This is a genomic window from Pseudomonas sp. W15Feb9B, assembly GCF_000828175.1.
In the GTDB taxonomy this organism is placed as follows: Bacteria; Pseudomonadota; Gammaproteobacteria; order Pseudomonadales; family Pseudomonadaceae; genus Aquipseudomonas; species Aquipseudomonas parakoreensis.
This window is the reverse complement of sequence record NZ_JTKF01000018.1, coordinates 181,276-205,781: the sequence shown is the minus strand read 5'-3', so window position 1 is coordinate 205,781 and position 24,506 is coordinate 181,276. Positions and strand designations below refer to the sequence as shown.

21 protein-coding genes and 1 pseudogene are annotated in these 24,506 nt (G+C 61.5%); 14 read left to right on the top strand and 8 right to left on the bottom strand.

Annotation, left to right across the window (positions count from 1 at the left end; genetic code table 11):
- The gene (locus OC71_RS11085; protein ID WP_041068531.1) at positions 1-585 is read left to right on the top strand and encodes a cob(I)yrinic acid a,c-diamide adenosyltransferase; all 585 of its coding nucleotides are present in this window, start codon (positions 1-3) and stop codon (positions 583-585) included.
- Between the two features lie 100 nt (positions 586-685).
- Here the strand turns inward: OC71_RS11085 and OC71_RS11080 are convergent, their stop codons facing one another.
- The 4 genes from OC71_RS11080 to secA form a co-directional block, all read right to left on the bottom strand.
- Positions 686-1,633, bottom strand: a complete 948-nt coding sequence (locus tag OC71_RS11080) for a Nudix family hydrolase (protein ID WP_041068529.1) — start codon at positions 1,631-1,633, stop codon at positions 686-688.
- A complete protein-coding gene (locus OC71_RS11075; protein WP_041068527.1) occupies positions 1,630-2,262 on the bottom strand; it encodes a glutathione S-transferase family protein in 633 nt (210 codons plus the stop codon). Before OC71_RS11075 ends, OC71_RS11080 begins: the two co-directional genes overlap by 4 nt.
- Positions 2,263-2,554: 292 nt before the next feature.
- Positions 2,555-3,772, bottom strand: a complete 1,218-nt coding sequence (argJ, locus tag OC71_RS11070) for a bifunctional glutamate N-acetyltransferase/amino-acid acetyltransferase ArgJ (protein ID WP_041068525.1) — start codon at positions 3,770-3,772, stop codon at positions 2,555-2,557.
- 122 nt (positions 3,773-3,894) lie between these two features.
- Entirely contained in the window at positions 3,895-6,630 is a 2,736-nt protein-coding gene (gene secA, locus OC71_RS11065; RefSeq protein WP_041068523.1) for a preprotein translocase subunit SecA, read from the bottom strand.
- A gap of 307 nt (positions 6,631-6,937) precedes the next feature.
- Here secA and OC71_RS11060 point away from each other — a divergent pair, with 307 nt between their 5' ends.
- A complete protein-coding gene (locus OC71_RS11060) occupies positions 6,938-7,393 on the top strand; it encodes a DUF721 domain-containing protein (protein WP_041068521.1) in 456 nt (151 codons plus the stop codon).
- A gap of 90 nt (positions 7,394-7,483) precedes the next feature.
- Here OC71_RS11060 and OC71_RS11055 read toward each other — a convergent pair whose 3' ends face one another.
- Positions 7,484-8,971, bottom strand: coding sequence for a helicase HerA-like domain-containing protein (locus OC71_RS11055; protein ID WP_041068519.1), 1,488 nt, complete (start codon positions 8,969-8,971; stop codon positions 7,484-7,486).
- A gap of 186 nt (positions 8,972-9,157) precedes the next feature.
- Here OC71_RS11055 and OC71_RS28730 point away from each other — a divergent pair.
- The 5 genes and pseudogenes from OC71_RS28730 to OC71_RS11035 all read left to right on the top strand — a co-directional run.
- Positions 9,158-10,189, top strand: a pseudogene (locus OC71_RS28730) (cache domain-containing protein); the annotation flags it as partial.
- 93 nt (positions 10,190-10,282) lie between these two features.
- Complete coding sequence (locus OC71_RS28725) at positions 10,283-11,047, top strand: methyl-accepting chemotaxis protein (protein ID WP_371260380.1); 765 nt, start codon at positions 10,283-10,285, stop codon at positions 11,045-11,047.
- Positions 11,048-11,277: 230 nt separating this feature from the next.
- Positions 11,278-12,369, top strand: coding sequence for a glycosyltransferase family 1 protein (locus OC71_RS11045; RefSeq protein WP_177327912.1), 1,092 nt, complete (start codon positions 11,278-11,280; stop codon positions 12,367-12,369).
- Entirely contained in the window at positions 12,362-13,138 is a 777-nt protein-coding gene (locus OC71_RS11040) for a DUF2334 domain-containing protein (protein WP_041068514.1), read from the top strand. Before OC71_RS11045 ends, OC71_RS11040 begins: the two co-directional genes overlap by 8 nt.
- Positions 13,135-14,133 carry a lysylphosphatidylglycerol synthase transmembrane domain-containing protein gene (locus OC71_RS11035; protein ID WP_041068512.1) on the top strand — a complete coding sequence of 333 codons (999 nt, stop codon included), beginning with the start codon at positions 13,135-13,137 and terminating at the stop codon, positions 14,131-14,133. The genes OC71_RS11040 and OC71_RS11035 overlap by 4 nt, the downstream gene beginning before the upstream one ends.
- Here the strand turns inward: OC71_RS11035 and OC71_RS28375 are convergent.
- Together OC71_RS28375 and purU are read right to left on the bottom strand one after the other, a co-directional pair.
- Positions 14,117-14,290 carry a hypothetical protein gene (locus tag OC71_RS28375; protein WP_174376823.1) on the bottom strand — a complete coding sequence of 58 codons (174 nt, stop codon included), beginning with the start codon at positions 14,288-14,290 and terminating at the stop codon, positions 14,117-14,119. The genes OC71_RS11035 and OC71_RS28375 overlap by 17 nt on opposite strands.
- A gap of 89 nt (positions 14,291-14,379) precedes the next feature.
- Positions 14,380-15,228: a formyltetrahydrofolate deformylase gene (gene purU / locus OC71_RS11030; RefSeq protein WP_003227580.1), complete on the bottom strand. Its 849-nt coding sequence runs from the start codon at positions 15,226-15,228 to the stop codon at positions 14,380-14,382.
- Positions 15,229-15,566: 338 nt separating this feature from the next.
- Between purU and mvaT the strand changes: the two genes are divergently transcribed.
- Positions 15,567-15,944, top strand: coding sequence for a histone-like nucleoid-structuring protein MvaT (gene mvaT, locus OC71_RS11025; RefSeq protein WP_041068510.1), 378 nt, complete (start codon positions 15,567-15,569; stop codon positions 15,942-15,944).
- A gap of 103 nt (positions 15,945-16,047) precedes the next feature.
- On the opposite strand, the gene sbcB is transcribed toward mvaT, so the two are convergent.
- Complete coding sequence (gene sbcB / locus OC71_RS11020; RefSeq protein ID WP_041068508.1) at positions 16,048-17,478, bottom strand: exodeoxyribonuclease I; 1,431 nt, start codon at positions 17,476-17,478, stop codon at positions 16,048-16,050.
- Positions 17,479-17,659: 181 nt separating this feature from the next.
- On the opposite strand from sbcB, the gene OC71_RS11015 reads away from it, so the two are divergent.
- The 6 genes from OC71_RS11015 (at position 17,660) to OC71_RS10990 (ending at position 24,495) form a co-directional block, all read left to right on the top strand.
- On the top strand, positions 17,660-18,385 hold the full coding sequence (locus OC71_RS11015; protein WP_041068506.1) for an RDD family protein: 726 nt from the start codon (positions 17,660-17,662) through the stop codon (positions 18,383-18,385).
- Entirely contained in the window at positions 18,382-19,359 is a 978-nt protein-coding gene (locus OC71_RS11010; RefSeq protein WP_041068504.1) for a stage II sporulation protein M, read from the top strand. The genes OC71_RS11015 and OC71_RS11010 overlap by 4 nt, the downstream gene beginning before the upstream one ends.
- The gene (locus OC71_RS11005) at positions 19,346-20,890 is read left to right on the top strand and encodes a DUF4129 domain-containing protein (protein ID WP_041068502.1); all 1,545 of its coding nucleotides are present in this window, start codon (positions 19,346-19,348) and stop codon (positions 20,888-20,890) included. The genes OC71_RS11010 and OC71_RS11005 overlap by 14 nt, the downstream gene beginning before the upstream one ends.
- On the top strand, positions 20,887-22,050 hold the full coding sequence (locus tag OC71_RS11000) for a DUF4350 domain-containing protein (protein WP_041068500.1): 1,164 nt from the start codon (positions 20,887-20,889) through the stop codon (positions 22,048-22,050). Before OC71_RS11005 ends, OC71_RS11000 begins: the two co-directional genes overlap by 4 nt.
- Positions 22,047-23,048: a MoxR family ATPase gene (locus OC71_RS10995; protein WP_041068499.1), complete on the top strand. Its 1,002-nt coding sequence runs from the start codon at positions 22,047-22,049 to the stop codon at positions 23,046-23,048. Before OC71_RS11000 ends, OC71_RS10995 begins: the two co-directional genes overlap by 4 nt.
- Positions 23,049-23,163: 115 nt before the next feature.
- The gene (locus OC71_RS10990) at positions 23,164-24,495 is read left to right on the top strand and encodes a DUF58 domain-containing protein (RefSeq protein ID WP_041068497.1); all 1,332 of its coding nucleotides are present in this window, start codon (positions 23,164-23,166) and stop codon (positions 24,493-24,495) included.
- Positions 24,496-24,506 lie beyond the last annotated feature (11 nt).

Genomic DNA, 24,506 nt, shown 5'->3' with positions numbered 1-24,506 from the left:
ATGGGCTTTCGCTTGTCGAAGATCTACACCCGCACCGGCGACAAAGGCGAAACCGGCCTGGGCGATGGCCGCCGCGTGCCCAAGGATCACCCGCGCATCGAAGCCATTGGCGAAGTCGACACACTGAACAGTCAGGTCGGTGTGCTGCTGGCCGGGCTGATCGCCGAGCGCGAGGCGTTCCCCGATCTGAATGAACTGATCGAGGTGCTCGCGCCTTGCCAGCATCGTTTGTTCGATCTGGGCGGTGAGCTGGCGATGCCGGCCTATCAGGCGCTGAACACGGCGGAAATCGAACGCCTGGAAGCAGCGATTGATGTGTGGAACGAAGAATTGGGGCCGCTGGAGAATTTCATTCTGCCCGGCGGTTCGATGCTGATCGCCCAGGCTCATGTATGCCGCAGCCTGGCGCGCAGTGCCGAGCGGCGCTGTCAGCATTTGAATGCGATTGAGCCGTTGACCGGGGTGGGGTTGGCGTACATCAATCGGTTGTCAGATTTGCTGTTTGTGGCCGCAAGGTTGATTGCGCGGCGGCAGGGGATTGCAGAGATTCTGTGGCAGCCGGCGGCCAAACCTTCAGATATCTAGCGCCTGTAAGGACGCCTTCGCGAGCAAGCTCGCTCCCACAGGTATGTGAACGACATAGAACCTGTGGGAGCGAGCCTGCTCGCGAAGAGGCCAGCAGCCTCTACAGAGAATCCGGCCAGAATGCGCGAATCCCCGCTACACCCTGAGCCCCGACACCCCAAGCCTTCTCGCGCTCCGCCGGGCCAACGCCGCCGAGCAAGAACACCGGCTTGCTGAAGCCCTCGATCAACATCGACGCTTGCTCCCAGCCCAACGGCTGCGCATCCGGATGGGTCAGGGTCGGCTGTACCGGCGACAGCGTGACGAAATCCACGCCCATTTGCTCGGCCAGCGCCAGCTCCTCAGCGTTATGGCACGAAGCCGCGAGCCAGCGCTCCGCCGGCAACGGGCGCCCCGCTTCGGCGTATTTGCGCAGTTGCGCGGCGGTAATGTGCCAACCGGCCGACGGGAAATCACCGAGCCATTCGAACGGCCCCTTGATCATCAACTGCGCCTTGCCAGCACACAGGCCGACCGCATCCACCGCCAGGTCTCGATACTTGGGGTCATAGCCGTTCGGTGCGCGCAGCTGGATCAGTTTGATCCCGCCGGCAATCGCCTTCTGAATGCCGCGCAGCAAGGCCGGGGCTTCCAGATCTTCCGGAGTGATCAAGTATTCGCCGGGCAAACGCGCGGCGGCGACAATCGGCTGGTTGGCGGCCGGGAATTCGTAGTTCAGCAGATCCTTGGCGGTCACCCAGGCCAATGGCTGACCTTCGGCACCGTGCGGTTCGCCGCTGAACTGCGACACTTCCCAGACATCCAGCAACACCTGCTTGTCCGGGTAATCATGGCGGACCTTGATCAGCGGACGAGCAGCGCCGACGACAATGCCCAGCTCTTCGTGCAGCTCGCGCGCCAAGGCGCTTTCGACGGATTCATCAGCCTCGACCTTGCCACCGGGAAATTCCCATAGACCTCCCTGATGCTGGGTATCAGCACGGCGGGCGATCAGGATTTTGCCACTGTCGTCACGAATGACGGCAGCGGCGACATGTACGCGTTTCACGGATTCAACTCCTCCAGTCCAGCCTTTTGCCATGCCTTGAAGGCGGGCCATTGGTAGACGGTTTCAACATAGGCTTGATCAACCGCCGGTAACGGCACCTGGTAAGTTCGCAGACGCACGGCAATCGGTGCGAAGAACGCGTCAGCCAGGCTAACCCGGCCAAACAGATACGGCCCGGGCTCCGTGGCGGCGGCGCGGCATTCAGCCCACAACGCGAGCATGCGTTCGATATCGACCCTCACCTCCGGCGGTACCGGGTTGAGCGGAGCGTCGTGACTCAGGTTGAACGGCATGTGATTGCGCATGGCGAAAAAGCCACTGTGCATCTGCGCACACGCAGAGCGGGCCTGCGCGCGAGCGAATAGATCGCTCGGCCAGAGCTGTTCGGCCGGGAACTGCTCGGCCAGGTATTCGGCAATCGCCAGAGAGTCGGCGATGGTGCCGCGAGAGGTTTGCAGCAACGGCACCTTGGCGGTCGGCGAATGCTTGAGCAGCCGCTCGCGGGTGTCGGGCTTGCCGAGCTTGATCAGTTCTTCGCTGTAAGGGGCGCCGGTCAGCTCCAACGCCAGGGCGGCGCGCAAAGACCAGGAGGAAAGCAGTTTGTCGCCGATGATCAGGTGCAGGGACATGGTGTGGCGCCTTTTCGTCAGTGGAAAGCTTCAAGACTTGTAGTGACTGGACCGACGCTTTCGCGGGCAAGCCCGCCCCCACAGTAGTTTCGGTCGTGCACAAATCTCGTGTACACCACAGAACCCTGTGGGAGCGGGCTTGCCCGCGAAGAGGCCGACACATTCAACATTGATGTTGCCTGACACAACGCCATCGCGAGCAGGCTCACTGCTACAGGGGATCCGTGTCGTTCACTAATCTACTGTAGGAGTGAGCCCGCGCGCGATGGCGGCGACTCGGTCTCAGATTAAATCAGGTGCGGTACTCGGCGTTGATCTTCACGTACTCATGCGACAGGTCGGTGGTCCAGATGGTTTCGCTGCAGTCGCCGCGACCCAGTTCGATACGGATGGTGATCTCTTCCTGCTGCATCACCGCCGAACCCTGCGCTTCAGTGTAGGTCGCTGCGCGCGCGCCACGGCTGGCGATGCACACGTCGCCGAGGAACACGTCGATCTTGCTCACATCCAGGTTCGGCACGCCGGCACGGCCGACAGCCGCCAAAATACGGCCCCAGTTCGGATCGGAAGCAAACAGCGCGGTCTTGATCAGCGGCGAGTGGGCCACGGTGTAGCCGACGTCCAGGCATTCCTGATGATTGCCGCCACCGTTGACTTCAACGGTGACGAACTTGGTTGCGCCTTCGCCGTCACGCACGATGGCCTGGGCCACGTCCATGCACACTTCGAATACCGCCTGTTTCAGCTTGCCGAACAGCTCGCCTTCGGCACGGGTGATTTCCGGGAGGGCAGCCTTGCCGGTGGCAATCAGCATGCAGCAGTCGTTGGTCGAGGTGTCGCCGTCGATGGTGATGCGGTTGAACGATTTGTTCGCACCGTCGAGCATCAGGTTGTGCAGCACGTCGCGGGAAACTTTGGCGTCGGTGGCGATGTAGCCGAGCATGGTTGCCATATTCGGGCGAATCATGCCGGCGCCTTTGCTGATGCCGGTAACGGTGATGGTCACGCCGTCATGCTGGAACTGGCGGCTGGCGCCCTTGGGCAGGGTGTCGGTGGTCATGATGCCGGTGGCGGCCGCTTCCCAGTTGTTTTCCGACAGATCATCCAGCGCCGCTTGCAGCGCGCCTTCGATCTTCTCGACCGGCAGCGGTTCACCGATCACACCGGTGGAATACGGCAGGATCTGGCTGGCATCGACACCGGTCAGTTCGGCCAGTTTCGCCGTGGTGCGCTCGGCAGCCGCCAGGCCCGGCTCACCGGTGCCGGCGTTGGCGTTGCCGGTGTTGGTCAGCAGATAACGCACGTCGTTCTGCACACGCTTTTTCGCCAGGATTACCGGCGCGGCGCAAAAGGCGTTCAGCGTGAACACCCCGGCCACGGTCGAGCCTTCGGCACAACGCATCACTACCACATCCTTGCGCCCGGGGCGCTTGATGCCGGCCGAAGCGATACCGAGTTCAAAACCGGCAACCGGGTGCAACGTTGGCAAAGGACCAAGACCAACAGCCATGAATGCGCTCCTTACTCAATGATGTCAGCACCGCTCAGAGTGATGGCGGTGGTGTAAATGGCAAAACGCCGCGACGGCAGGAGCCGGTCGCGGCGCGGGTATTTCAGCGATTGAAACGGGGTTTACTGGATCTGCCCGTGGCAATGCTTGAATTTCTTGCCCGAACCGCAGTAGCACAGTTCGTTGCGACCCAGCTTCTGCTCGTTGCGAACCGGCGCGGTGGCGAGGGCTACATCGACCTCTTCACCCAACACTTCCGGCTGCTCCAGACCAGGGGCCTCGGCGTGTTCGAACTGCATGCGCGCGGCCAGTGCTTCGGCTTCCTCACGCAGGCGTTGTTCTTCGGCTTCCGGATCTTCGCGGCGCACCTGAACGTGCGACAGCACACGGATTGAGTCGCGCTTGATCGAATCCAGCAGCTCGGAGAACAGCGTGAACGACTCGCGCTTGTATTCCTGCTTCGGGTTCTTCTGGGCGTAGCCACGCAGGTGGATGCCGTGACGCAGGTGATCCATGGTCGACAGGTGGTCTTTCCACAGATCGTCCAGAACGCGCAGAACGATTTGTTTCTCGAACGAGCGCAGTGCTTCGGCACCGGCCTGATCTTCTTTCTCGTTGTACGCTGCCATCAGCTCGACCATCAGCTTCTCGCGCAGGGTCTCTTCGTACAGGTGATCGTCTTCGTCGAGCCATTGCTGGATCGGCAGTTTCACCCCGAAGTCGCTGGCAATCGACGCTTCCAGACCGGCCACGTCCCACTGCTCTGGCAGCGATTGCGGTGGAATGTGCGCGCTGACGGTGGCGTTGAGCACGTCCTGACGGAAATCGGCGATGGTTTCACCGATGTTGTCGGCGGCCAGCAACGTGTTACGCATGTGATAGATCACCTTACGCTGTTCGTTGTTGACGTCGTCGAACTCGAGCAGTTGCTTGCGGATGTCGAAGTTGCGACCTTCCACCTTGCGCTGCGCCTTTTCGATCGCGTTGGTCACCATGCGGTGCTCGATCGCTTCGCCCGGCTGCATGCCCAGGGCTTTCATGAAGTTCTTCACCCGGTCAGAGGCGAAGATGCGCATCAGGCTGTCTTCCAGCGACAGGTAGAAGCGGCTGGAACCGGCATCGCCCTGACGGCCGGCACGGCCACGCAGCTGGTTGTCGATACGACGGGATTCGTGACGCTCGGAGGCGATCACCTGCAGACCGCCGGACTCCAGCACTTGCTGGTGACGTTTCTGCCAGTCGGCCTTGATCTGGGCGATCTGCTCAGGACTCGGGTTTTCCAGCGCCGCGACTTCCACTTCCCAGTTGCCGCCCAACAGGATGTCGGTACCACGACCGGCCATGTTGGTGGCGATGGTCAGGGCGCCCGGACGACCGGCTTGCGCGATGATCTCGGCTTCTTTTTCGTGGAACTTGGCGTTCAGTACCTTGTGCTCGATACCTTCCTTGTTGAGCAGGCTGGACACGTGCTCGGAGGTTTCGATGGTCGCGGTACCCACCAGGATCGGACGGCCCTGGGCCATGCCTTCCTTGATGTCGTTGATGATCGCCGCGTATTTCTCTTCGGCGGTCAGGAACACCAGGTCGTTGTAGTCTTTACGCGCCAACGGCTTGTTCGGCGGAATCACCATGACCTGCAGGCCGTAGATCTGGTGGAATTCGAACGCTTCGGTGTCAGCGGTACCGGTCATGCCGGACAGCTTGGTGTACAGACGGAAGTAGTTCTGGAACGTGGTCGAGGCCAGGGTCTGGCTCTCGGCCTGGATGTTCAGACCCTCCTTGGCTTCGATGGCCTGGTGCAGGCCTTCGGACAGACGACGACCCGGCATGGTACGACCGGTGTGTTCGTCGACCAGTACGACCTGACCGTCCTGCACGATGTATTCGACGTTGCGGTGGAACAGCTTGTGCGCACGCAGACCCGAATAAACGTGGGTCAGCAGGCCCAGGTTATGCGCCGAGTACAGGCTCTCGCCTTCGGCCAGCAGGCCGACGCCGGTGAGCATTTCTTCGATGTACTGGTGACCGGCTTCATTGAGTTCGACCTGACGGGTCTTCTCGTCGATGGTGTAGTGACCGGCCTTGGTGACCTGGCCTTCGACTTCTTCGACATGCAGTTCCAGCTGCGGGATCAGTTTGTTGATCTCCATGTACAGCTTGGAACTGTCCTCGGCCTGACCGGAAATGATCAGCGGGGTACGGGCTTCGTCGATGAGGATGGAGTCGACTTCGTCGATCACGGCAAAATTGAGTTCGCGCTGGAATTTCTCTTCCATGCTGAACGCCATGTTGTCGCGCAGGTAGTCGAAACCGAATTCATTGTTGGTGCCGTAGGTGATGTCGGCAGCGTAGGCGGCGCGCTTCTCTTCCGGCGGCTGAAACGGCGTCACGACGCCGACGGTCAGGCCGAGGAATTCATACAGCGGGCGCATCCAGTTGGCGTCGCGGCGGGCCAGGTAGTCGTTCACGGTCACAACGTGCACGCCCTTGCCGGACAGCGCGTTGAGGTAAACGCCCAAGGTGGCCACGAGGGTTTTACCCTCGCCGGTACGCATCTCGGCAATCATGCCTTCATGCAAGGTCATGCCGCCGATCAACTGGACGTCGAAGTGGCGCATGCCCATGACGCGCTTGCCGGCTTCACGGGCGACCGCGAAGGCTTCAGGCAACAGCTTGTCGAGGGATTCCCCTTTGGCGATACGGGCCTTGAACTCGTTGGTCTTGGCACGCAATTGATCGTCCGAAAGGGCCACCATTTGCTCTTCGAAGGCATTGACGAGCTGCACCGTCTTGAGCATGCGTTTGACTTCACGCTCGTTCTTGCTTCCAAAAAGTTTCTTTAACAAAGGCGCAAACATATCGGCAGGATCTTCCACACTAAAGGGATGGAGGGCGGCCCCGTGAGTCGCCCGTGCAGCCCTCATGGCCGCATGCGAACGAGCATTCTACCCGGAAACGGTGGTGAGGAAAGTGGCGATATTCCACGATGCTGGCACTGCGCTTTGACGGGGCTCACTTAAAATAAGGGCGTTTTGCTCAACTTCAACCCATCAAGGCAAGAAGTTAGTTGTTGATTTAATGGGTAAAGCAGGGACAAAAGCAATGGGCGAGTGGTTCCGTTGCTTTCTGCTAACATGGCGCTTCTGTTACTTCAGGTGTTCGATCATGGCATTTCGCCCTCTTACAGCCAGAGCGCCCGCCGTTCTGCTACGCGAAGCCAAGCCGCTCAAAGCCATTCTTGGTCATGCCCAACGCCTCGCTCATCTGCAACGCCTGCTTGAAAGCCAGCTGCAACCTGCCGCTCGCACGCATTGCCATGTGGCCAAATGGCGTGAAGGCCAATTGACGCTGGTGGTGACCGACGGGCACTGGGCGACGCGTCTGCGTTACCAGCAAAAACGCCTGCAACGCCAACTGCAGCTGTTCGAAGAATTCGCCAACCTGACGCGCATCCTGTTCCGCGTGCAACCGCCACTGGTCCAGCATCGGCCAGGCGGACACTCAATGGATCTGTCGACGGATGCAGCGCAGACGATTCAATCAACGGCCGACGGGATCAGCGATCCAGGTCTGCGTGCAGCGCTTGAGCGTCTGGCGGCGCACGCTAAAGACAAAAGCTGAAGGCAAGATCAAAGGATCGCAGCCTGCGGCAGCTCCTACATTGGGAATGCGTTCCCCTGCAGGAGCTGCCGCAGGCTGCGATCTTTGCTTTTAGCGGCGTTTGCTGCCGCCGAGCAACGAGCCCATCAGCCCTCTCACCAGTTGTTTGCCGAGATTGTTGGCCGCCTGACGCATCGCTGACTTCAGCGCCTGCCCCGCCGCAGTCCCCAGGAATTCCCCGGCCCGATCGGCCAGGCTCGGTTCTTCGGCTGCCGGCTTACCCGCTGGCGCATCCGCCTCCGGCGCCAGATCCTTGCGGCCCATCAGGATTTCATACGCCGATTCACGATCGATCGGTTTGTCATACCGGCCCTTGAACGGCGACCCGGCGATCAGTACGGTGCGTTCGGTTTCGCTCAGCGGCCCGATCCGCGACTGCGGCGGCGCCACGAGCACCCGCTGGACCATTTCCGGCGTGCCCTTTTCCTGCAGCGTCCCGACCAGTGCTTCGCCGATGCCCAGTTCGGTCAATACCGACAACGTATCGAACGCCGGATTCGGCCGGAAGCCATCGGCCACCGCGCGCAGGGATTTCTGTTCCTTGGCGGTAAACGCGCGCAAACCGTGCTGGATGCGCAGGCCAAGCTGCGCCAGCACGTTATCCGGCAAATCCCCCGGCGACTGGGTGACGAAATACACGCCGACACCTTTCGAGCGGATCAGCCGCACCACCTGCTCCAGACGTTCCTGCAACGCCTTTGGCGTATCGCCGAACAACAAATGCGCTTCATCGAAGAACAGCGCCAGCAGCGGTTTGTCGGCGTCGCCGCGCTCCGGCAACTGCTCGAATAGCTCGGCCAGCAGCCACAACAGGAACGTCGCGTAGACCTTCGGCGCCTCGTGTACCAGACGGCTGGCATCAAGCAAATGAATCCGCCCACGGCCATCGGCGGACGGTTGCAGAATGTCTTCGAGTTGCAGCGCCGGTTCGCCGAACAAGGCTTCAGCGCCCTGCTGCTCCAGGGTCGCCAGCCGGCGCAACAGTGCCTGGCTGGAACCGGTGGTCATCAGCGCGGCGTCTTCGCCCAACAGTTGCGGGTTGTCCTTGAGGTGGTTGAGCAGCGCTTTGAGGTCTTTCAGGTCCAGCAACAACAGTCCTTCACGGTCCGCCACTTTAAATGCCGCGTACAGCGCCGCCTGCTGGCTGTCGGTCAGTTCCAGCAGGCTGCCGATCAGCAGCGGGCCCATTTCACTCAAGGTAGTGCGCAACGGATGACCGGATTCGCCGTGAATGTCCCACAGCGTTACCGGATAGGCCTGCGGCTTGTGGTCGAGCCACGGCATCCCGGCGATGCGCTCGGCGACCTTGCCCTGCGGATTGCCGGCAGCGCCCAGGCCGCACAGGTCGCCCTTGATGTCGGCGGCGAACACCGCGACCCCGGCGTCACTGAACGCTTCGGCAAGGCGTTGCAAAGTCACGGTCTTGCCGGTCCCGGTCGCACCGGCGATCAGCCCGTGGCGGTTGGCCAGGCGCATGGCCTGAGCAATCGGTTGCCCCGCCAGATCGGCGCCGATAACGAGTTGCGATGTGTCAGGCATTTTGTCACCTATGGTTAATCTTTAATCCGCTGTGGCCGATAGCTAAGGGCGAGAACCTGACTGAAAAGTCGGTCGGACATTTCCCTAAGGAGAGCCGGAAATATCAGTTTTTTTCACCCTTGCCCATATTGCGCGTCTTCATAAAAGCACGCCCAGGACATTAAGACCTTAGCGGAACCCCAAGCCATGAACAAAAACCTGCGCTTCAGCCATAAAATTTTGCTTGCCGCCGCCCTCATCGTCATCGCCGCTTTCGCCTCGTTCACGCTGTACAACGACTGGCTGCAACGCAACGCGATCCGCGATGACCTGAACAACTATCTCAACGAGATGGGCGAAGTCACCGCCGATAACATCCAGACCTGGCTCAACGGGCGCATTCTGCTGGTCGAGAACGCCGCCCAGAATATTGCCATCAATCCGGAGCCGGCCAACGTCGCCAGCCTGCTGGAACAGAAATCCCTGACCTCGACGTTCATGGCCACTTACCTGGGCGATGCCACCGGTCACTTCACCATCCGTCCGGACGTGAAGATGCCGGACGGTTTCGATCCTCGGGTGCGCCCTTGGTATAAAGGGGCCGAGAGCAGCAGCGCCTCGACCCTGACCGAACCGTACATCGACGCTGCCACCGGACAGTTGATCATCTCCATCGCCACCGCCTCGAAAAAAGCTGGTCAGAGCGTCGGCGTGGTGGGCGGCGACCTGAGCCTGCAAACCCTGGTCGACACCCTCACCGCCCGGGATTTCTCCGGCATGGGCTACGCGTTCCTGGTCAGCGCCGACGGCAAGATCCTCGTGCACCCGGACAAGGCGCTGGTGATGAAGTCACTGAAAGAAGCCTATCCGCAGGACACCCCGCACATCAGCAGCGACTTCAGTGAAATCACCGTCGACGGCAAGACGCGCATCGTCAGCTTCACCCCGATCAAAGGCCTGCCGTCAGTCAACTGGTACATCGGTCTGTCGGTGGACAAGGACAAAGCCTTCTCGATGCTCAGCGAGTTCCGCACCTCGGCGGTGATTGCCACCGTGATTGCGGTGGTGATCATCATTGCGCTGCTGGGCATGCTGATTCGCCTGCTGATTCAGCCGCTGCACGTCATGACCCGCGCCATGGAAGACATCGCCGATGGCGAGGGCGACCTGACCAAGCGCCTGACTATCGTCAACAACGATGAATTCGGCGTGCTGGGTACCGCATTCAACCGCTTCGTCGAGCGTATCCACGGCTCGATCCGCGAAGTGTCGTCGGCCACCGGCCAGGTCAACGAGGTCGCGCTGCGCGTGGTCGCCGCGTCCAACTCGTCGATGTACAACTCCGACCAGCAAGCCTCGCGCACCAGCAGTGTCGCCGCCGCGATCAATCAACTGGGCGCTGCCGCCCAGGAAATCGCGCGCAATGCCGCACAAGCCTCGAACCAGGCCAGCGACGCCCGCGGCCTCGCCGAAGACGGCCAGCAAGTGGTGGATCGCAGCATCAAGGCGATGAACCAACTGTCGAGCATGCTCAGCGCCTCCAGCACCAATATCGAGTCGCTGAACAGCAAAACCGTGAACATCGGGCAGATTCTGGAAGTGATCACCAGCATCTCCCAGCAAACCAACCTGCTGGCCCTCAACGCCGCCATCGAAGCGGCGCGTGCCGGTGAGGCCGGACGTGGTTTTGCCGTGGTCGCCGACGAAGTGCGCAACCTGGCGCACCGCACTCAGGAATCGGCGCAGCAGGTGCAGACCATGATCGAGGAGCTGCAAGTCGGCGCCCGTGAATCGGTGAGTACCATGAGCGACAGCCAGCGCCACAGCCAGGACAGCGTGGAAATCGCCAATCTTGCCGGCGAACGCCTGAACAGCGTGACCCAGCGCATCGGCGAGATCGACGGGATGAACCAGTCGGTGGCCACCGCGACCGAAGAGCAGACCGCGGTGGTCGAGTCGATCAACGTCGACATCACCGAGATCAATACATTGAACCAGGAAGGCGTCGAAAACCTGCAGGCGACCTTGCGCGCCTGTTCGGATCTGGAGCAGCAGGCTTCGCGGCTGCAGCAGTTGGTCGGCAGTTTCCGCATCTAAGGCGCTGCCACTGGCCTCTTCGCGAGCAGGCTCGCTCCCACATTGTATCTGTGTCGTTTGCAGATCCCTGTGGGAGCGAGCTTGCTCGCGAAGGCATCCTGTCAAACACCACAACACCTCGCAAAAACCCCTCCGCGTATTCCCGACCGAACATCTATTCTGGATAAAGGTCAACCAAGGGAGAGCAGCACAGCGGAGGGCTCGTCATTGTGCACATCGCCGATATCACCATGTTCTACGCCCCGGCTAGCGGCGGCGTACGCACGTACCTGGACGCCAAGCATCGACGATTGGGCGTCAAACCGGGCATTCGCCACAGCCTGTTGATCCCCGGTGCGCACTTCGGTGAACACGACGGCGTCTACACAGTGCCCGCACCCGCCCTGCCCTTCGGCAAAGGTTATCGCTTCCCCGTGCGTCTTGCGCCGTGGCGCAATGTCCTGCAGGACTTGCAACCGGATCTGATCGAAGTCGGCGACCCGTACCTGACTGCCTGGGCGGCGCTCGACGCGCGGCGTCAACTGGATGTACCGGTGATCGGCTTTTATCACTCGGACCTGCCGTTGCTGGTGAGTAACCGAATGGGCCATTGGCTCACGCCGAATGTCGAGGCTTACGTCAGCAAACTGTACGGCAACTTCGACCGGGTGCTGGCGCCGAGTCAGGTGATGGCCGACAAGCTCCGGGGCCTGGGGGTGCGCAACGTGTTCGTGCAGCCGCTGGGGGTGGATCTGCAAACTTTCCATCCTGGCGCCCGCGACAAGGGTTTGCGCGCCGAACTGGGAATTGCCGAAGACACCCGTCTGCTGATCTTTGCCGGACGCGGCTCCAAAGAGAAGAACCTGCCGGTGCTGCTCCAATGCATGCAACGCCTCGGCCCGCGCTATCACCTGTTGCTGGTCGGTTCATCGATGCCCGCCGTGGTGCCGGACAATGTCAGCGTGATCGACGGGTTCTGTCCTGCCGCCACCGTGGCGCGATTAATGGCCAGCGCCGACGCCCTGATCCATGCCGGCGATCAGGAAACCTTCGGTTTGGTGATCCTCGAAGCCATGGCCTGCGGGATTCCGGTAGTCGCCGTGGCGGCCGGTGCGTTTGAAGAAATCATCGCCGAAGACTGCGGCTTGCTCTGTGCACCGAACAACCCGCAAGCCATGGCCAATGCGGTGCGCGAGCTGTTCAGTCGCGGCTGCCTGAAACTCGGCCGACAAGCGCGACAACATGTCGAACGGCGTTATTCCTGGGACAGCGTGGTCGACAGTCTGCTCGGTCATTACCACGCGGTGCTCGGTCACTCGCGGCAAAGAGTGGCCAATGGCTGATTCCTTGAATGACCGCGCAGTGCTGCTGGTGCTGCACGACGTGGCGCCGTCGACGTGGGCGGATTATCGGCCATTTGTCGAGGCGGTCGACGCAATGGGTGGCGTGCCGATGACCTGGCTGGTCGTTCCGGATTTCCATGGTCACGATGCGCTTGAGGATCATCCCGCGTTCTGCCGAATGCTCGGCGAGCGGCTTGTCCGTGGCGATGAACTGGCCTTGCACGGCTATTACCATGACGACCGCGAGCCAGCCCCGACCACGCCCCGCGACTGGTTTATGCGCCGCATCTACACCCACGAGGGTGAGTTTTATCGCCTGTCCCGGGAAGCGGCGCAGGCTCGCCTGCGCCACGGCATCGAACTGTTCCGGCGCAATGGCTGGCCGTTGCATGGCTTCGTCGCCCCGGCCTGGCTGATGAGCGAGGGCACCCGCCAGGCCCTTCGTGAAACGCCATTGAGCTACACCAGCGACCCGCAACATCTTTATCAACTGCCGGATTTCACCGCCATCAACGCCCCGGGTCTGGTCTGGAGCGCGCGCAGTGCCTGGCGCCGGGGTTTGTCAAAAATCGTCAGCGAACAGCGCCAACAGCACTGGCGCGACGCCGCGGTGATTCGTCTAGGCTTGCATCCGGTAGACATGCGCCACGCCTTCGCGCGTGATTACTGGCTGCAAACCCTTGAACGGCTGCTGGCAGAAGGACGCACGCCCATGAGCAAAATCGACTGGCTCACCGAGCACCGCGAGCGAATGGAGCGCGCTGCATGAGTCGCGGCATTGTGTTGTTGATCGGACTGCTCGCCGCTGTACTGATCCCGGTGCTGCTCGGCGGCGGCGAGATCGGCGCGCGGTTGCAGAACTTTCCGCTGCACTGGCTGCTGATCATGTTCGGCATGATTCTGCTCTGCTGGGGCATCAACACCCTGCGCCTGCGCCTGCTGCTGGGCGATCAGCGGGATCGGGTCACGCCGCTGAAAAGCCTCGGTGTGGTGATGGCCGCGGAGTTCGCCTACTGCGCCACGCCCGGCGGCAGTGGCGGGCCGCTGACGATCATGGCCTTGCTGGCGCGCAGCGGCGTGCGCCCGGCCCGAGGCAGTGCGGTGTTTGCCATGGATCAGTTGAGCGATCTGCTGTTCTTTCTCTGCGCCCTGAGCGGGATTCTGATTTACGCGTTGTTCCAGCACCTCAGTGATCGTCTGGAGTGGCTGCTGATGGTCAGCGCCGTGTCACTGTTCGGTGGGTTGTTCAGTTGCGTGCTGCTGGCGCGCTACCACCGTCGACTGCTTCTTCTGAGCGGACGCCTGCTCGCCCGCCTCAATGTGCAACCGGCCACGCGCCGGCGCTGGGCACGCAAGCTGCTGCATTTTCTCGATGCGTTTATCGACACACTCAAGTTGCCGTGGCAGACGCTGACCAAGGTTTTCGCCCTGACCTGCATGCACTGGCTGCTGCGTTACAGCGTGCTGTATCTGGCCCTGCGCGGACTCGGCGCGGACCTGCAGTGGGCCTGGAGTTTTCTGGTGCAGATGCTGTCGCTGGGAGCTGGTCAAATGAGCCTGTTGCCCGGTGGCGCGGGGGCGGCGGAACTGACTTCGGCGGCGCTGCTGGCACCGATGGTCGGCAAATCCACCGCGGCGGCAGCGATTCTGATCTGGCGGGTGGTGACGTTCTATTTCTATCTGGTGGTGGGCGGCCCGGTGTTTCTGTTGATGCTCGGGCGGCCGCTGCTCAAGAAGCTGCTGAAGTTCAGGCAGGCTTCTTAGGTTCGTCCGTCTCCTTCATCTGCTCCCACAACTCGGCGGCGCCGGGAAACTCGGTGCCGTCTTCCGGGCTCAGGTCATCCGGGTCAAAACGGCTCAGACAACCTTCGCCCAATGTGGCTGGCGCTTTCGAAGTGGCTTTGTCCAGTGGGTCGCTCACGGGCAGTTCCTCAAGGGGCTGAAACGAAAAAAGGGCCTGGGACGATTGAACGCCCAGGCCCTTCTTTATTCAAGCACGCGTGGGGTAGATCAGAACACCACGGTCTTGTTGCCGTGCACCAGCACGCGGTCTTCGAGGTGATAACGCAGGCCACGGGCCAACACCATCTTCTCGACGTCACGGCCGAAACGCACCATGTCTTCGATGCTGTCGCTGTGGCTGACGCGCACCACGTCCTGCTCGATGATCGGACCGGCGTCCAGCTCTTCGGTCACGTAGTGGCAAGTCGCGCCGATCAGCTTCACGCCGCGCAACGACGCCTGATGGTACGGCTTGGCACCGACGAACGACGGCAGGAAGCTGTGGTGAATGTTGATCACCTTGTGCGCGTATTCGCGGCACAGCGCCGGCGGCAGGATCTGCATGTAGCGCGCCAGCACCACCACTTCGGCGTCGTGCTGTTTGACCAGACGCGAGACTTCGGCGAACGCTGGCTCCTTGTCCTGCGGATTGACCGGGACATGGTAATAAGGAATGCCGTGCCACTCGACCATGCTGCGCAGGTCATTGTGGTTGGAAATCACGCAGGAGATTTCGCAATCGAGCTCGTCGCTGTGCCAGCGGTGCAGCAAGTCGGCCAGGCAGTGGGATTCGCGGCTGGCCATCAGCACCACGCGTTTCTTCTGCTCGGTATCAGTGATTCGCCAGTCCATCGAGAACTCTTCGGCAATCGGCGCAAACTTCTCGCGCAGCACTTCAATACCGAACGGCAGCGAATCGGCGCGGATCTCGTGACGCATGAAGAACCAGCCGTTCTGATTATCCGAGTGATGGCTCGCTTCGGTGATCCAGCCGTTGTGGGATGCCAGAAAGTTACTGACTTTGGCAACGATGCCAACGCGGTCAGGGCAGGAAATCACCAACCGAAAGGTGCGCATGAGGGGGAAACTCCAGAACTTCGCAAAGGCGGCCATTCTAGCGACTGTGCGCGGAAACTGCAGTATTGATCAGCACTCGCCCCGAGAAGGCGCGATTCATGGCGCCTGAGCGCACTGTACGACAAAGCGATGATGTGCTCGTGAAGCTGTTCGGCCAGATAATTGTGAATATTCGTGATGACTGCATCACATTATTTAGATGACCATTCAATTTACCGGTTATTTCACGTAACTAATTCAAATAAAAAAACCGCTTAAATGTTTACTTGATGAAACAGCCTGACTATTATTGCCGCACTGTCCCCTGCCATTCAACACATCCGCATAAGGTAGTTACCATGTCCTTGATCAACGAATATCGCGCCACCGAAGAAGCTATCAAAGAGCTGCAAGCCCGTTTGAAGAATCTGTCGCAAGACGACAAATTGCAAGCCGAGCTGGAATTCGAAGGCAAACTGCGCACCCTGATGGGCGAATACTCCAAGTCCCTGCGCGACATCATCGCCCTGCTGGATCCGGAATCGAAAACCAAAGGCACCCGTGGCGTCGCAGTCAAAACTACTGGCACCAAGCGCGCACGCAAAGTTAAACAATACAAAAACCCGCACAACGGCGAAGTCATCGAAACCAAAGGTGGCAACCACAAGACGCTGAAAGAGTGGAAAGCCAAGTGGGGCGGTGACGTGGTTGAAGGCTGGGCTACCCTGCTGGGCTAAGCCGCAACGCCGGTCGCCGATAGCCTCTGCGACCCATGAAAAACGCCAGCATACGCTGGCGTTTTTTTATGCGTGATGTTTCATCGACGCACTATGTTCGATTTCAAAGATTCAAACGTTTGCGCAATGCTTGGACATAATTCTGCCACTCATTGAGCACTTGATTCTGCATCGGCGTAGCACTAAGCGCCCATTGCTGCGCGGCTTCGGCAAAAGATTGCAGGGTATTAGGTGCGCCCATGTGCGGCTCGGACAAACGCTGCTGACAGAATATTCTCCAGCGCTCTTGCTCGGCAAAACTCAACGTATCGGGAAAGTTGCGTGCGCGATATCGAAAGAGTAATTCCGGTAGACGTTCATCATCGAACGGCCAGTGCTCTTGCGCTAATTGCGCCGGATCTGCTGTCCTCACTTGCTCGCACAGGCGCCGATCGCGATCACCGATAAATCCATCGTACAACTGCTGTTCCGGATCTTCATTCGGGGTGAAATCTTCGCTGGCATAAATTGCCGTTACTTTATCTTTCCAAACTTGTTGTGCGTCACTTAGCCGCAGCGCACGCGCCTGATACAGCGCCATGTCCAGGTCCAGGCGCTGCTGATCTGCGGCACGCAATACCGACAACGGCGCCACCACCGGACAACGGTTGATGTGAATCAGTTTGAGCGGCACCGGCAGTTCCCCCTCGGCGAGGTCGTCGCGACGGGTGTACAGGCGCTGACGCAGCGTTTCGGCGTCCAGATCGAGCAGACCTTGCGGGTCAAGGTGCAAGTCACAGACGATCAGGGCATTGCGATTGCGCGGATGCCAGGCCAATGGCAATACCACACCAACATAGTGGCGCGCCGCCGAAAAGCGCCCGGAGATGTGCACCAGCGGCTGCAACAGGCGAATCTGATCCATGACTTTCTGTTTGCTGCGCAGTTGGAACAGCCACTCATACAACTTCGGCTGTTTCTCGCGGATCAACCGCGCCAGGGCGATGGTGGCACGTACGTCCGACAGCGCTTCGTGAGCATGCCCATGGTCGATGTTGTTGGCGACCGTCAGGCGTTCGAGCTTGAGGGTGACCTTGCCTTCGTCATCGGTCGGCCAGACCAGACCGTCGGGGCGCAATGCATACGCGGCGCGCACCACATCGATCAGGTCCCAACGACTGTTGCCGCCCTGCCATTCACGGGCATACGGGTCGAAGAAATTGCGATAGAGGCTGTAGCGGGTCATCTCGTCGTCGAAACGCAGGGTGTTGTAACCCGCACCGCAAGTTCCGGGTGCCGCCAGTTGCGCATGCACCCGAGTCATGAAGTCGGCTTCGCTCAAACCCTGTTCGGCGAGACGGCTCGGGGTGATACCGGTAATGGCGCACGCCGCCGGGTGCGGCAGGATGTCTTCGCTGGGCTGGCAGTAGAGGTTGACCGGTTCGTCGATTTCATTGAGATCGTGGTCGGTGCGAATCCCGGCGACCTGCAGCGGACGGTCATTGCGCGGATTGATGCCGGTGGTTTCGTAGTCGTACCAGAAGATTGAAGTCACGGGCGGTTCCTGAACTTGAGATCGGCAAAGTCTAGGCGTTCAACCGCCATTGCGGCCAGCGCCGTGTCATTCGGCCAGCCTTCGCCACACGCGGTGCAATACATAGTTATGTCGTTTTCCCCCAAGAGGCTGCTAGCATCGGACAAATCTCGTATCCCGATCCGGCCCCCTCAGGTAGCCCATGCTCGAGAACACAGCACTGCCACGGAAAGCACCGCTGAACCCGCCACTCGATACCCGCTATCCAGTGGAAACCCCGGAGGGCATCGACCTGCCGTTGCGCCCGGCCGGTCTGTTGGTGCGCAGCCTCGCCTTCGGCATCGACCTGGGCATTCGCGGCGCCATCCTCGGCGTGCTGTTCCTGGTGCTGGCGTTTCTTGGCCAGCTCGGAATGGGACTGGGTTCGTTGCTGCTGTTTGCCGTCAGCTGGTGGTACATGGTGCTGTTCGAAGTGCTGCGTCAGGGCCGTTCGCCAGGCAAGCAATGGATGGGCCTGCGAGTGATCCACGACAACGGCACACCGGTTGGCTGGTCGGCGTCGCTGCTGCGCAACCTGCTGCGTTTTGTCGATCTGCTGCCCTTCGGTTACGCCTTTGGCGCCATCAGTTGCCTGCAACATCCCACCTTCAAACGCCTGGGCGACATCGCCGCCGGCACTCTGGTGGTCTACAGCGAACCCGCCCTGCTTCGCCCACAATTACCCGACGTCCAGCCGCGCCGCTCGCCCGTACCGCTCAACCTCAGTGAACAACGGGCCCTGCTCGCCTTCGCCGAACGCCAGGCCGAACTGTCGCCGGCGCGGGTCAATGAGCTGGCCGCCCTGCTCGCCCAGCCGCTGCACATCCCGGCGCCCAAAGCGGTCAGCGAGCTCAATGGCATCGCACGCGGCTTGCTGGGTCCGACATGAAGCAAAGTCTTTTCGAAGCTCGCCACAAGGCCGAATGGGAGCGTTTCACGCTGGCTCTGGAACGCCTCGAACGTGGCAAGGACACTTCGCAGGTGGCCGGATTCCCCAAGGCTTATCGACGCCTCTGCCAGCATCTGGCATTGGCGCAGGAGCGCGGCTACAGCAGTTTTCTGATCGACTCGCTGCAACAACTGGTGTTGCGCGGCCACCAGCAGCTGTATCGGCACCGCAGTCGCTTCGCCGCCAACCTGCTCGGTTTCATCCTCGCTGACTTCCCCCGGCTGGTGCGCGCCGAATGGCCGTTCGTGCTGGCCGCTGGCCTGGTGTTTTTCGGCAGCCTGATCGGCTTCGCCTTGCTGGTGTATGCCTTTCCCGAACTGATCTACAACCTGATCCCCGCCGAACAGGTGCGCGAGATGCAGAGCATGTACGACCCGGTGGCCGGGCATCTCGGGCGCTCGGCCGAGCGGGCGGCCAGTGAGGACTGGGTGATGTTCGGCTATTACGTGATGAACAACATCGGTATCGCCTTCCAGACCTTCGCTAGCGGTTTGCTGCTGGGCGTGGGCAGCGCATTTTTCCTGTTCTACAACGGGCTGGTCATCGGTGCGGTGGCCGGGCACCTGACCGAAATCGGTTTTGGCCAGACGTTCTGGTCATTCGTGATCGGCCACGGCGCCTTCGAGCTGACGGCCATTGCCCTGGCGGGGGCGGCGGGGCTGAAACTGGGCTGGAGCGTGATTGCGCCCGGGCGGCTGACGCGCGGCGAAGCGCTGGTGGAGGCCGCGCGCAAAAGCGTGCTGCTGGTGTGCGGGGTCATGCTGTTCCTGTTGATCGCGGCGTTCATCGAAGCGTACTGGTCGTCGAAGACCGGGGTCACGCCGCAGATCAAATACGCGGTCGGTGCTGCGCTGTGGATCGCCGTCGCGGCTTATCTGCTGCTCGCCGGAAAGACACGCCATGCGCCTGAGTGATGCCACCGTGGCGATCCGCCCGCGCAGCAGCTGGGAAGCCATGGACCTGGGCGTGCTCATGAGCCAGCAGCATCGACGCCTGTTGATGACCAGTTGGGCCATCGTCACCCTGCCGCTGTTCGCCGTGCTGACCTTGCTGCTGTGGGATTCGCCGTCGCTGGCGGTATTGATTTTCTGGTGGCTGAAACCGGCGTACGAGCGCCTGCCGCTGTACATCCTGTCCAAGGCCCTGTTCGGCGAAACGCCCACGCTGAAACAGGCCCTGCGCGAATTTCCGCGGCTGTTGAAACCACAGCTGCTGGCCAGCCTGACCTGGCGCCGCCTGAGCCTGAGTCGCAGCTTCCTGCTGCCGGTGCTGCAACTCGAAGGCCTCGACGGCACGGCGCGTCAGCAGCGCTTGCAGGTGTTGCTGCAACGCAATGCCGGCGCCGCGCAATGGCTGACGATCATCGGCATGCACCTGGAGACCGCGCTGTGGATCGGCCTGATGGTGCTGTTCTACATGCTCCTGCCGCAGCAGATCGAAACCGACTGGGACTGGCAATCGCTGATCCTCGACAGCGATCACCACTGGCGTTGGCTGGAGCACCTGACCAACGCTTTCTACGCGCTGGTACTGGTGCTCTGGGAACCGGTGTATGTCGCCTGCGGTTTCAGTCTGTATCTGAACCGACGCACTGTACTGGAGGCGTGGGACATCGAACTGGTATTCCGCCGTTTGCGCCAGCGCCTGAGCGGCAGCGCTCTGGGCCTGCTGTTGGCCGTCTGTCTATGGTTGCCGACAGTGCCGCCGGCGTGGGCGGATGCGCCGGCCAACGCCCCGGAGGCACCTCGCCTGCTGAATCAACCGCTGACCAGTCAGGCTGCGCACGACAGTATCAAGGCGCTGCTCGAGCAACCACCGTTCAAGAACAAGGAAAGCGTGACCCGCTATCGCTTGGGTGACGACCCGGCAGCCCCGGCCGAGAGCAAACCCGGCGAGGCCCCGCAATGGCTGAAAACCCTGCTCGGCTGGCTCGACGGTCAACGCTTCAATGCTTTGGCGGTCTTGATCGAAGTGCTGCTGTGGGGCGCGTTGCTCGCGGCTATCGGCTGGCTGGTCTGGCGCTACCGCGAATTCCTGCGCACCTTCGTCAGCCGTCGGCCGAAGCCGCCCGCCCGCGTCCGGCCTCCTGCTCCACAGCAAGCATTCGGCCTTGACCTGAACCCGCAATCCCTGCCCGACGACATCGCCGCCAGCGCCGAACAACTCTGGCAAACCCAGCCGCGCGCCGCGCTGGGCCTGCTCTATCGCGGATTGCTCAGCCGTCTGCTGCACGATTTTGCCCTGACCTTGAAACCCGCCGACACCGAGCATCAGGTACTGCTGCGGGTTGAGCAATTGCAGCGCCCTGAACTGCTGGCGTTCAGTCGCAGCCTGACGCTGCACTGGCAGAACATGGCCTATGGGCACCGCGAGCCGGCGGCCCATCTGCGACAAGAACTGTGTGACGGTTGGCGCGCCTTGTTCGACCATGGAGCGCACGCTTGAGCCGGCGCAGCGCGTGGCTGCTTGTCGGGCTGATCGTCGCCCTGCTCGCCGCGTTGAGCGTTTATCTGTACCTCAAGGCCCGGCCCTATCAGGAAGTGATCGATCACGGCCCGTCGCCCCAGGCGCAAGCCAATCCTTATCTGGCGGCAGAAATGTTTTTGCGCGAGCACGGCCTCAACGTCAGCCATGCCGAAACGCTGGCGGTGCTGCCCGATATTGATCCGCGCCGGCATACCCTGCTGTTGTTTGGCGAGCGTTCGCGGATGACACCACGGCAAGTTGATCAAGTGTTGAACTGGGCTCGCGCCGGCGGGCGAATCGTGTTCGTGGCCGAAGCGTTGTGGGACAAGCAGGCCAAACAGAGCGATGACCTGTTGCTGGACCGGGTGCAGTTGCACCAGTCGCTGAGCAAGGATCTCAAGGAACCGCCGGCGGACCTGGCCGATGACCCGTACCCGAACCTGACCAAACTCTACCTCGAAGACGAGGACGCGCCGGCCTACGCCGGTTTCGACACCGCGTTCCATCTGGACGACCCGAAGAATCTCGCCCAGGCCTGGGCCAACAGCGCCAAGGCCACGCACATGATGCAATTACCCTACGGCGTCGGCTCGATCACGGTGGTCACCGATGCCGAACTGTGGAAAACCCCGGCTATCGGCAAGCACGACAACGCCTGGCTGCTCTGGTACCTGAGCGCCGACACCGACGTCACGCTGATTTACAGCACGGCGCACGATGGTCTGCTGACCTTGCTCTGGCGCTACTTCCCGCAAGCCATCGTCGCCCTGCTGGCGCTGATCGTCCTTGGTTTGTGGCACGTTGCTGTGCGCCAGGGGCCACTGCAGGCACCTGCCCCGAGTGGCCGTCGCCAGTTGCAGGAACACTTGCGCACCAGTGCTGATTTCATCCTGCGCCACAACGGTCAGCACACGCTGTTGCAAGCCCTGCAACAGGATGTGCTGCGCCGCGCTCGCCGCCGCCATCCCGGCTTCGACCAGTTGAATGTGGCTGAGCAATGGCTGGTGCTGTCGCGCCTGACCCGACAGCCGACCCGCGCCATCAGCCAAGCCCTGAGCCCGGTGCCGAAACAGCGCATGAGCAGCGCCGATTTCAGTCGCCAGGTGGCCCACCTGCAAACCTTGAGGAACACGCTATGAGTGAACAGATCGAGCCCGGCAGCGCCACTCACGCCGCCCAGCAACGCCAGCGTGCCAGCCAGTTGGCGCAAGCGCTGCGCGGCGAATTGCAGAAGGCCTTGATCGGCCAGAACAGCGTGATCGACGACGTGCTGACCGCATTGATCGCCGGCGGCCACGTGCTGCTCGAAGGCGTCCCCGGACTTGGCAAGACGCTGCTGGTTCGCGCCCTGGCGAAATGCTTCGGCGGCGAGTTCGCGCGCATCCAGTTCACCCCGGACCTGATGCCCAGCGACGTCACCGGCCACGCGGTCTACGACCTGCAAAGCGAACAATTCAAGCTGCGCAAAGGGCCGTTGTTCACCCACCTGCTGCTGGCCGACGAAATCAACCGCGCCCCGGCCAAGACTCAAGCCGCATTGCTCGAAGCCATGCAGGAACGCCAGGTCACCCTCGAAGGCCGGGCGCTGCCGATACCCCAGCCGTTCATGGTGCTCGCCACGCAAAACCCGATCGAACAGGAAGGCACTTATCCGCTGCCGGAAGCCGAGCTCGACCGCTTCATGCTCAAGGTGCGCATGGATTACCCGGAGGCCGAGCAGGAGTTGAACATGGTGCGTCAGGTCAGCCGCTCGACCCGTGCCGACATGCTCGATGTGCAACCGCTGCGCACGGTCTTGCAGGCCAAGGATGTGCAGGCCTTGCAACGCATCGCCAGCGACCTGCCGATTGACGACCAAGTGCTGGATTACGCGGTGCGACTGGCACGCAGCACCCGCTCCTGGCCCGGCCTGACCCTCGGCGCTGGCCCGCGAGCCTCGATTGCGCTGGTGCGATGCGCCCGCGCCCGTGCGTTGCTGCGTGGCGGCGAGTTCGTGATCCCTGATGACATCAAGGGTTGCGCGCTCTCGGTGCTGCGCCATCGGGTGCGAGTAGCGCCAGAGCTGGACATCGAAGGCCTGCAGGTCGATCAGGTGCTGCAGCAGTTGCTCGACCAAGTGCCGGCGCCGCGCTTGTGAGAGTTCAGGAAAGATCAAAAGATCGCAGCCTTCGGCAGCTCCTACACGGAATCACGCTCCCTGTAGGAGCTGCCGCAGGCTGCGATCTTTTCAGCAGACAACCCGGTACAGCGCCATGAAACCTTCGCGCCTGTTATTGATCTGGCTCGCCGCCCTGTGCCTCATCGGTATCCTCACGGGCACCCTGCAAGCCCTCGACATCGACGTGCCCGCCCCGCTGTCGGCGGTCAACTGGGGCTTGCTCCTGGCGCTGCTGGTACTGGCGATCATCGATGCGCTGCGCCTCAGCCACCTGCCGTCGCCGCGTATACAGCGCCAGACGCCCGGCAGCCTGGCGCTCGGACGCTGGAGCGAGGCACGGCTGCAGCTCAGCCATGACTTCAAAGAACCGGTTGCGGTGGATATTTTCGACCATGTGCCACGGGGGCTGAGCTTCGAAAACCTGCCGCTGGCGGTCGAACTGCAACCCGGGCAATACAGCGAGGTCGGCTATCGCCTGCGCCCGCTCAAGCGTGGCCACTTCAGCTTCGAGCATTGCGAAATCAATCTGCCCAGCCCGTTCGGTCTGTGGACAGGCAAACGCCTGCTCGACGTGCGCGGCGAGATCCGCGTCTATCCCGACTTCGCCCGGCTGTACGGCGGCGAACTGCTCGCAGTGGACAATTGGCTCAGCCAGCTCGGCGTACGTCAGCGCCAGCGTCGTGGCCAGGGGATGGAATTTCATCAACTGCGCGAATTTCACGAGGGCGACAGCCTGCGCCAGATCGACTGGAAAGCCACCGCCCGTCAGCGCACGCCGATTGCCCGCGAGTATCAGGACGAGCGTGATCAACAGCTCATGTTCATGCTCGATTGCGGCCGGCAAATGCGCAGCCAGGATGGTGAGCTGTCGCATTTCGACCATGCGCTGAATGCGTGTCTGCTGCTGAGCCACGTGGCCCTGCGTCAGGGTGATGCCGTGGGGCTGAGCACATTCGCCGTCGCGCAACCGCGTTTTCTCGCGCCGATCAAGGGTGCCAGTCAGCTCAAGGTCCTGCTCAACGCCGTTTATGATCTGGACAGCAGTCAGCGTCCTGCCGACTATTCAACCGCGACCAATCAGCTGTTGGCGCGGCAGAAGCGCCGGGCGCTGATCGTGCTGCTGACCAACCTGCGTGACGAGGACACTGAAGACCTTCTCGCCAGCGTCAAACGTCTGAGCCAGCAGCATCAAGTGCTGGTGGTCAGCCTGCGCGAGGAAACCCTAGATCGCGTGCGCAATGCTCCGGTACAAACGCTGCCCGAAGCACTGGCTTATTGCGGCACGGTGGATTACCTCAATGCCCGGGCCGAGCTGCATGAGCAGTTGAATGCGCAGGCAGTCCAAGTGCTTGATGTACAACCCGCAGAGCTGAGCGCCGCACTGGTTACTGAGTACCTCAACTGGAAGAAGGCCGGTACGCTCTGAGCCCGTCTGCC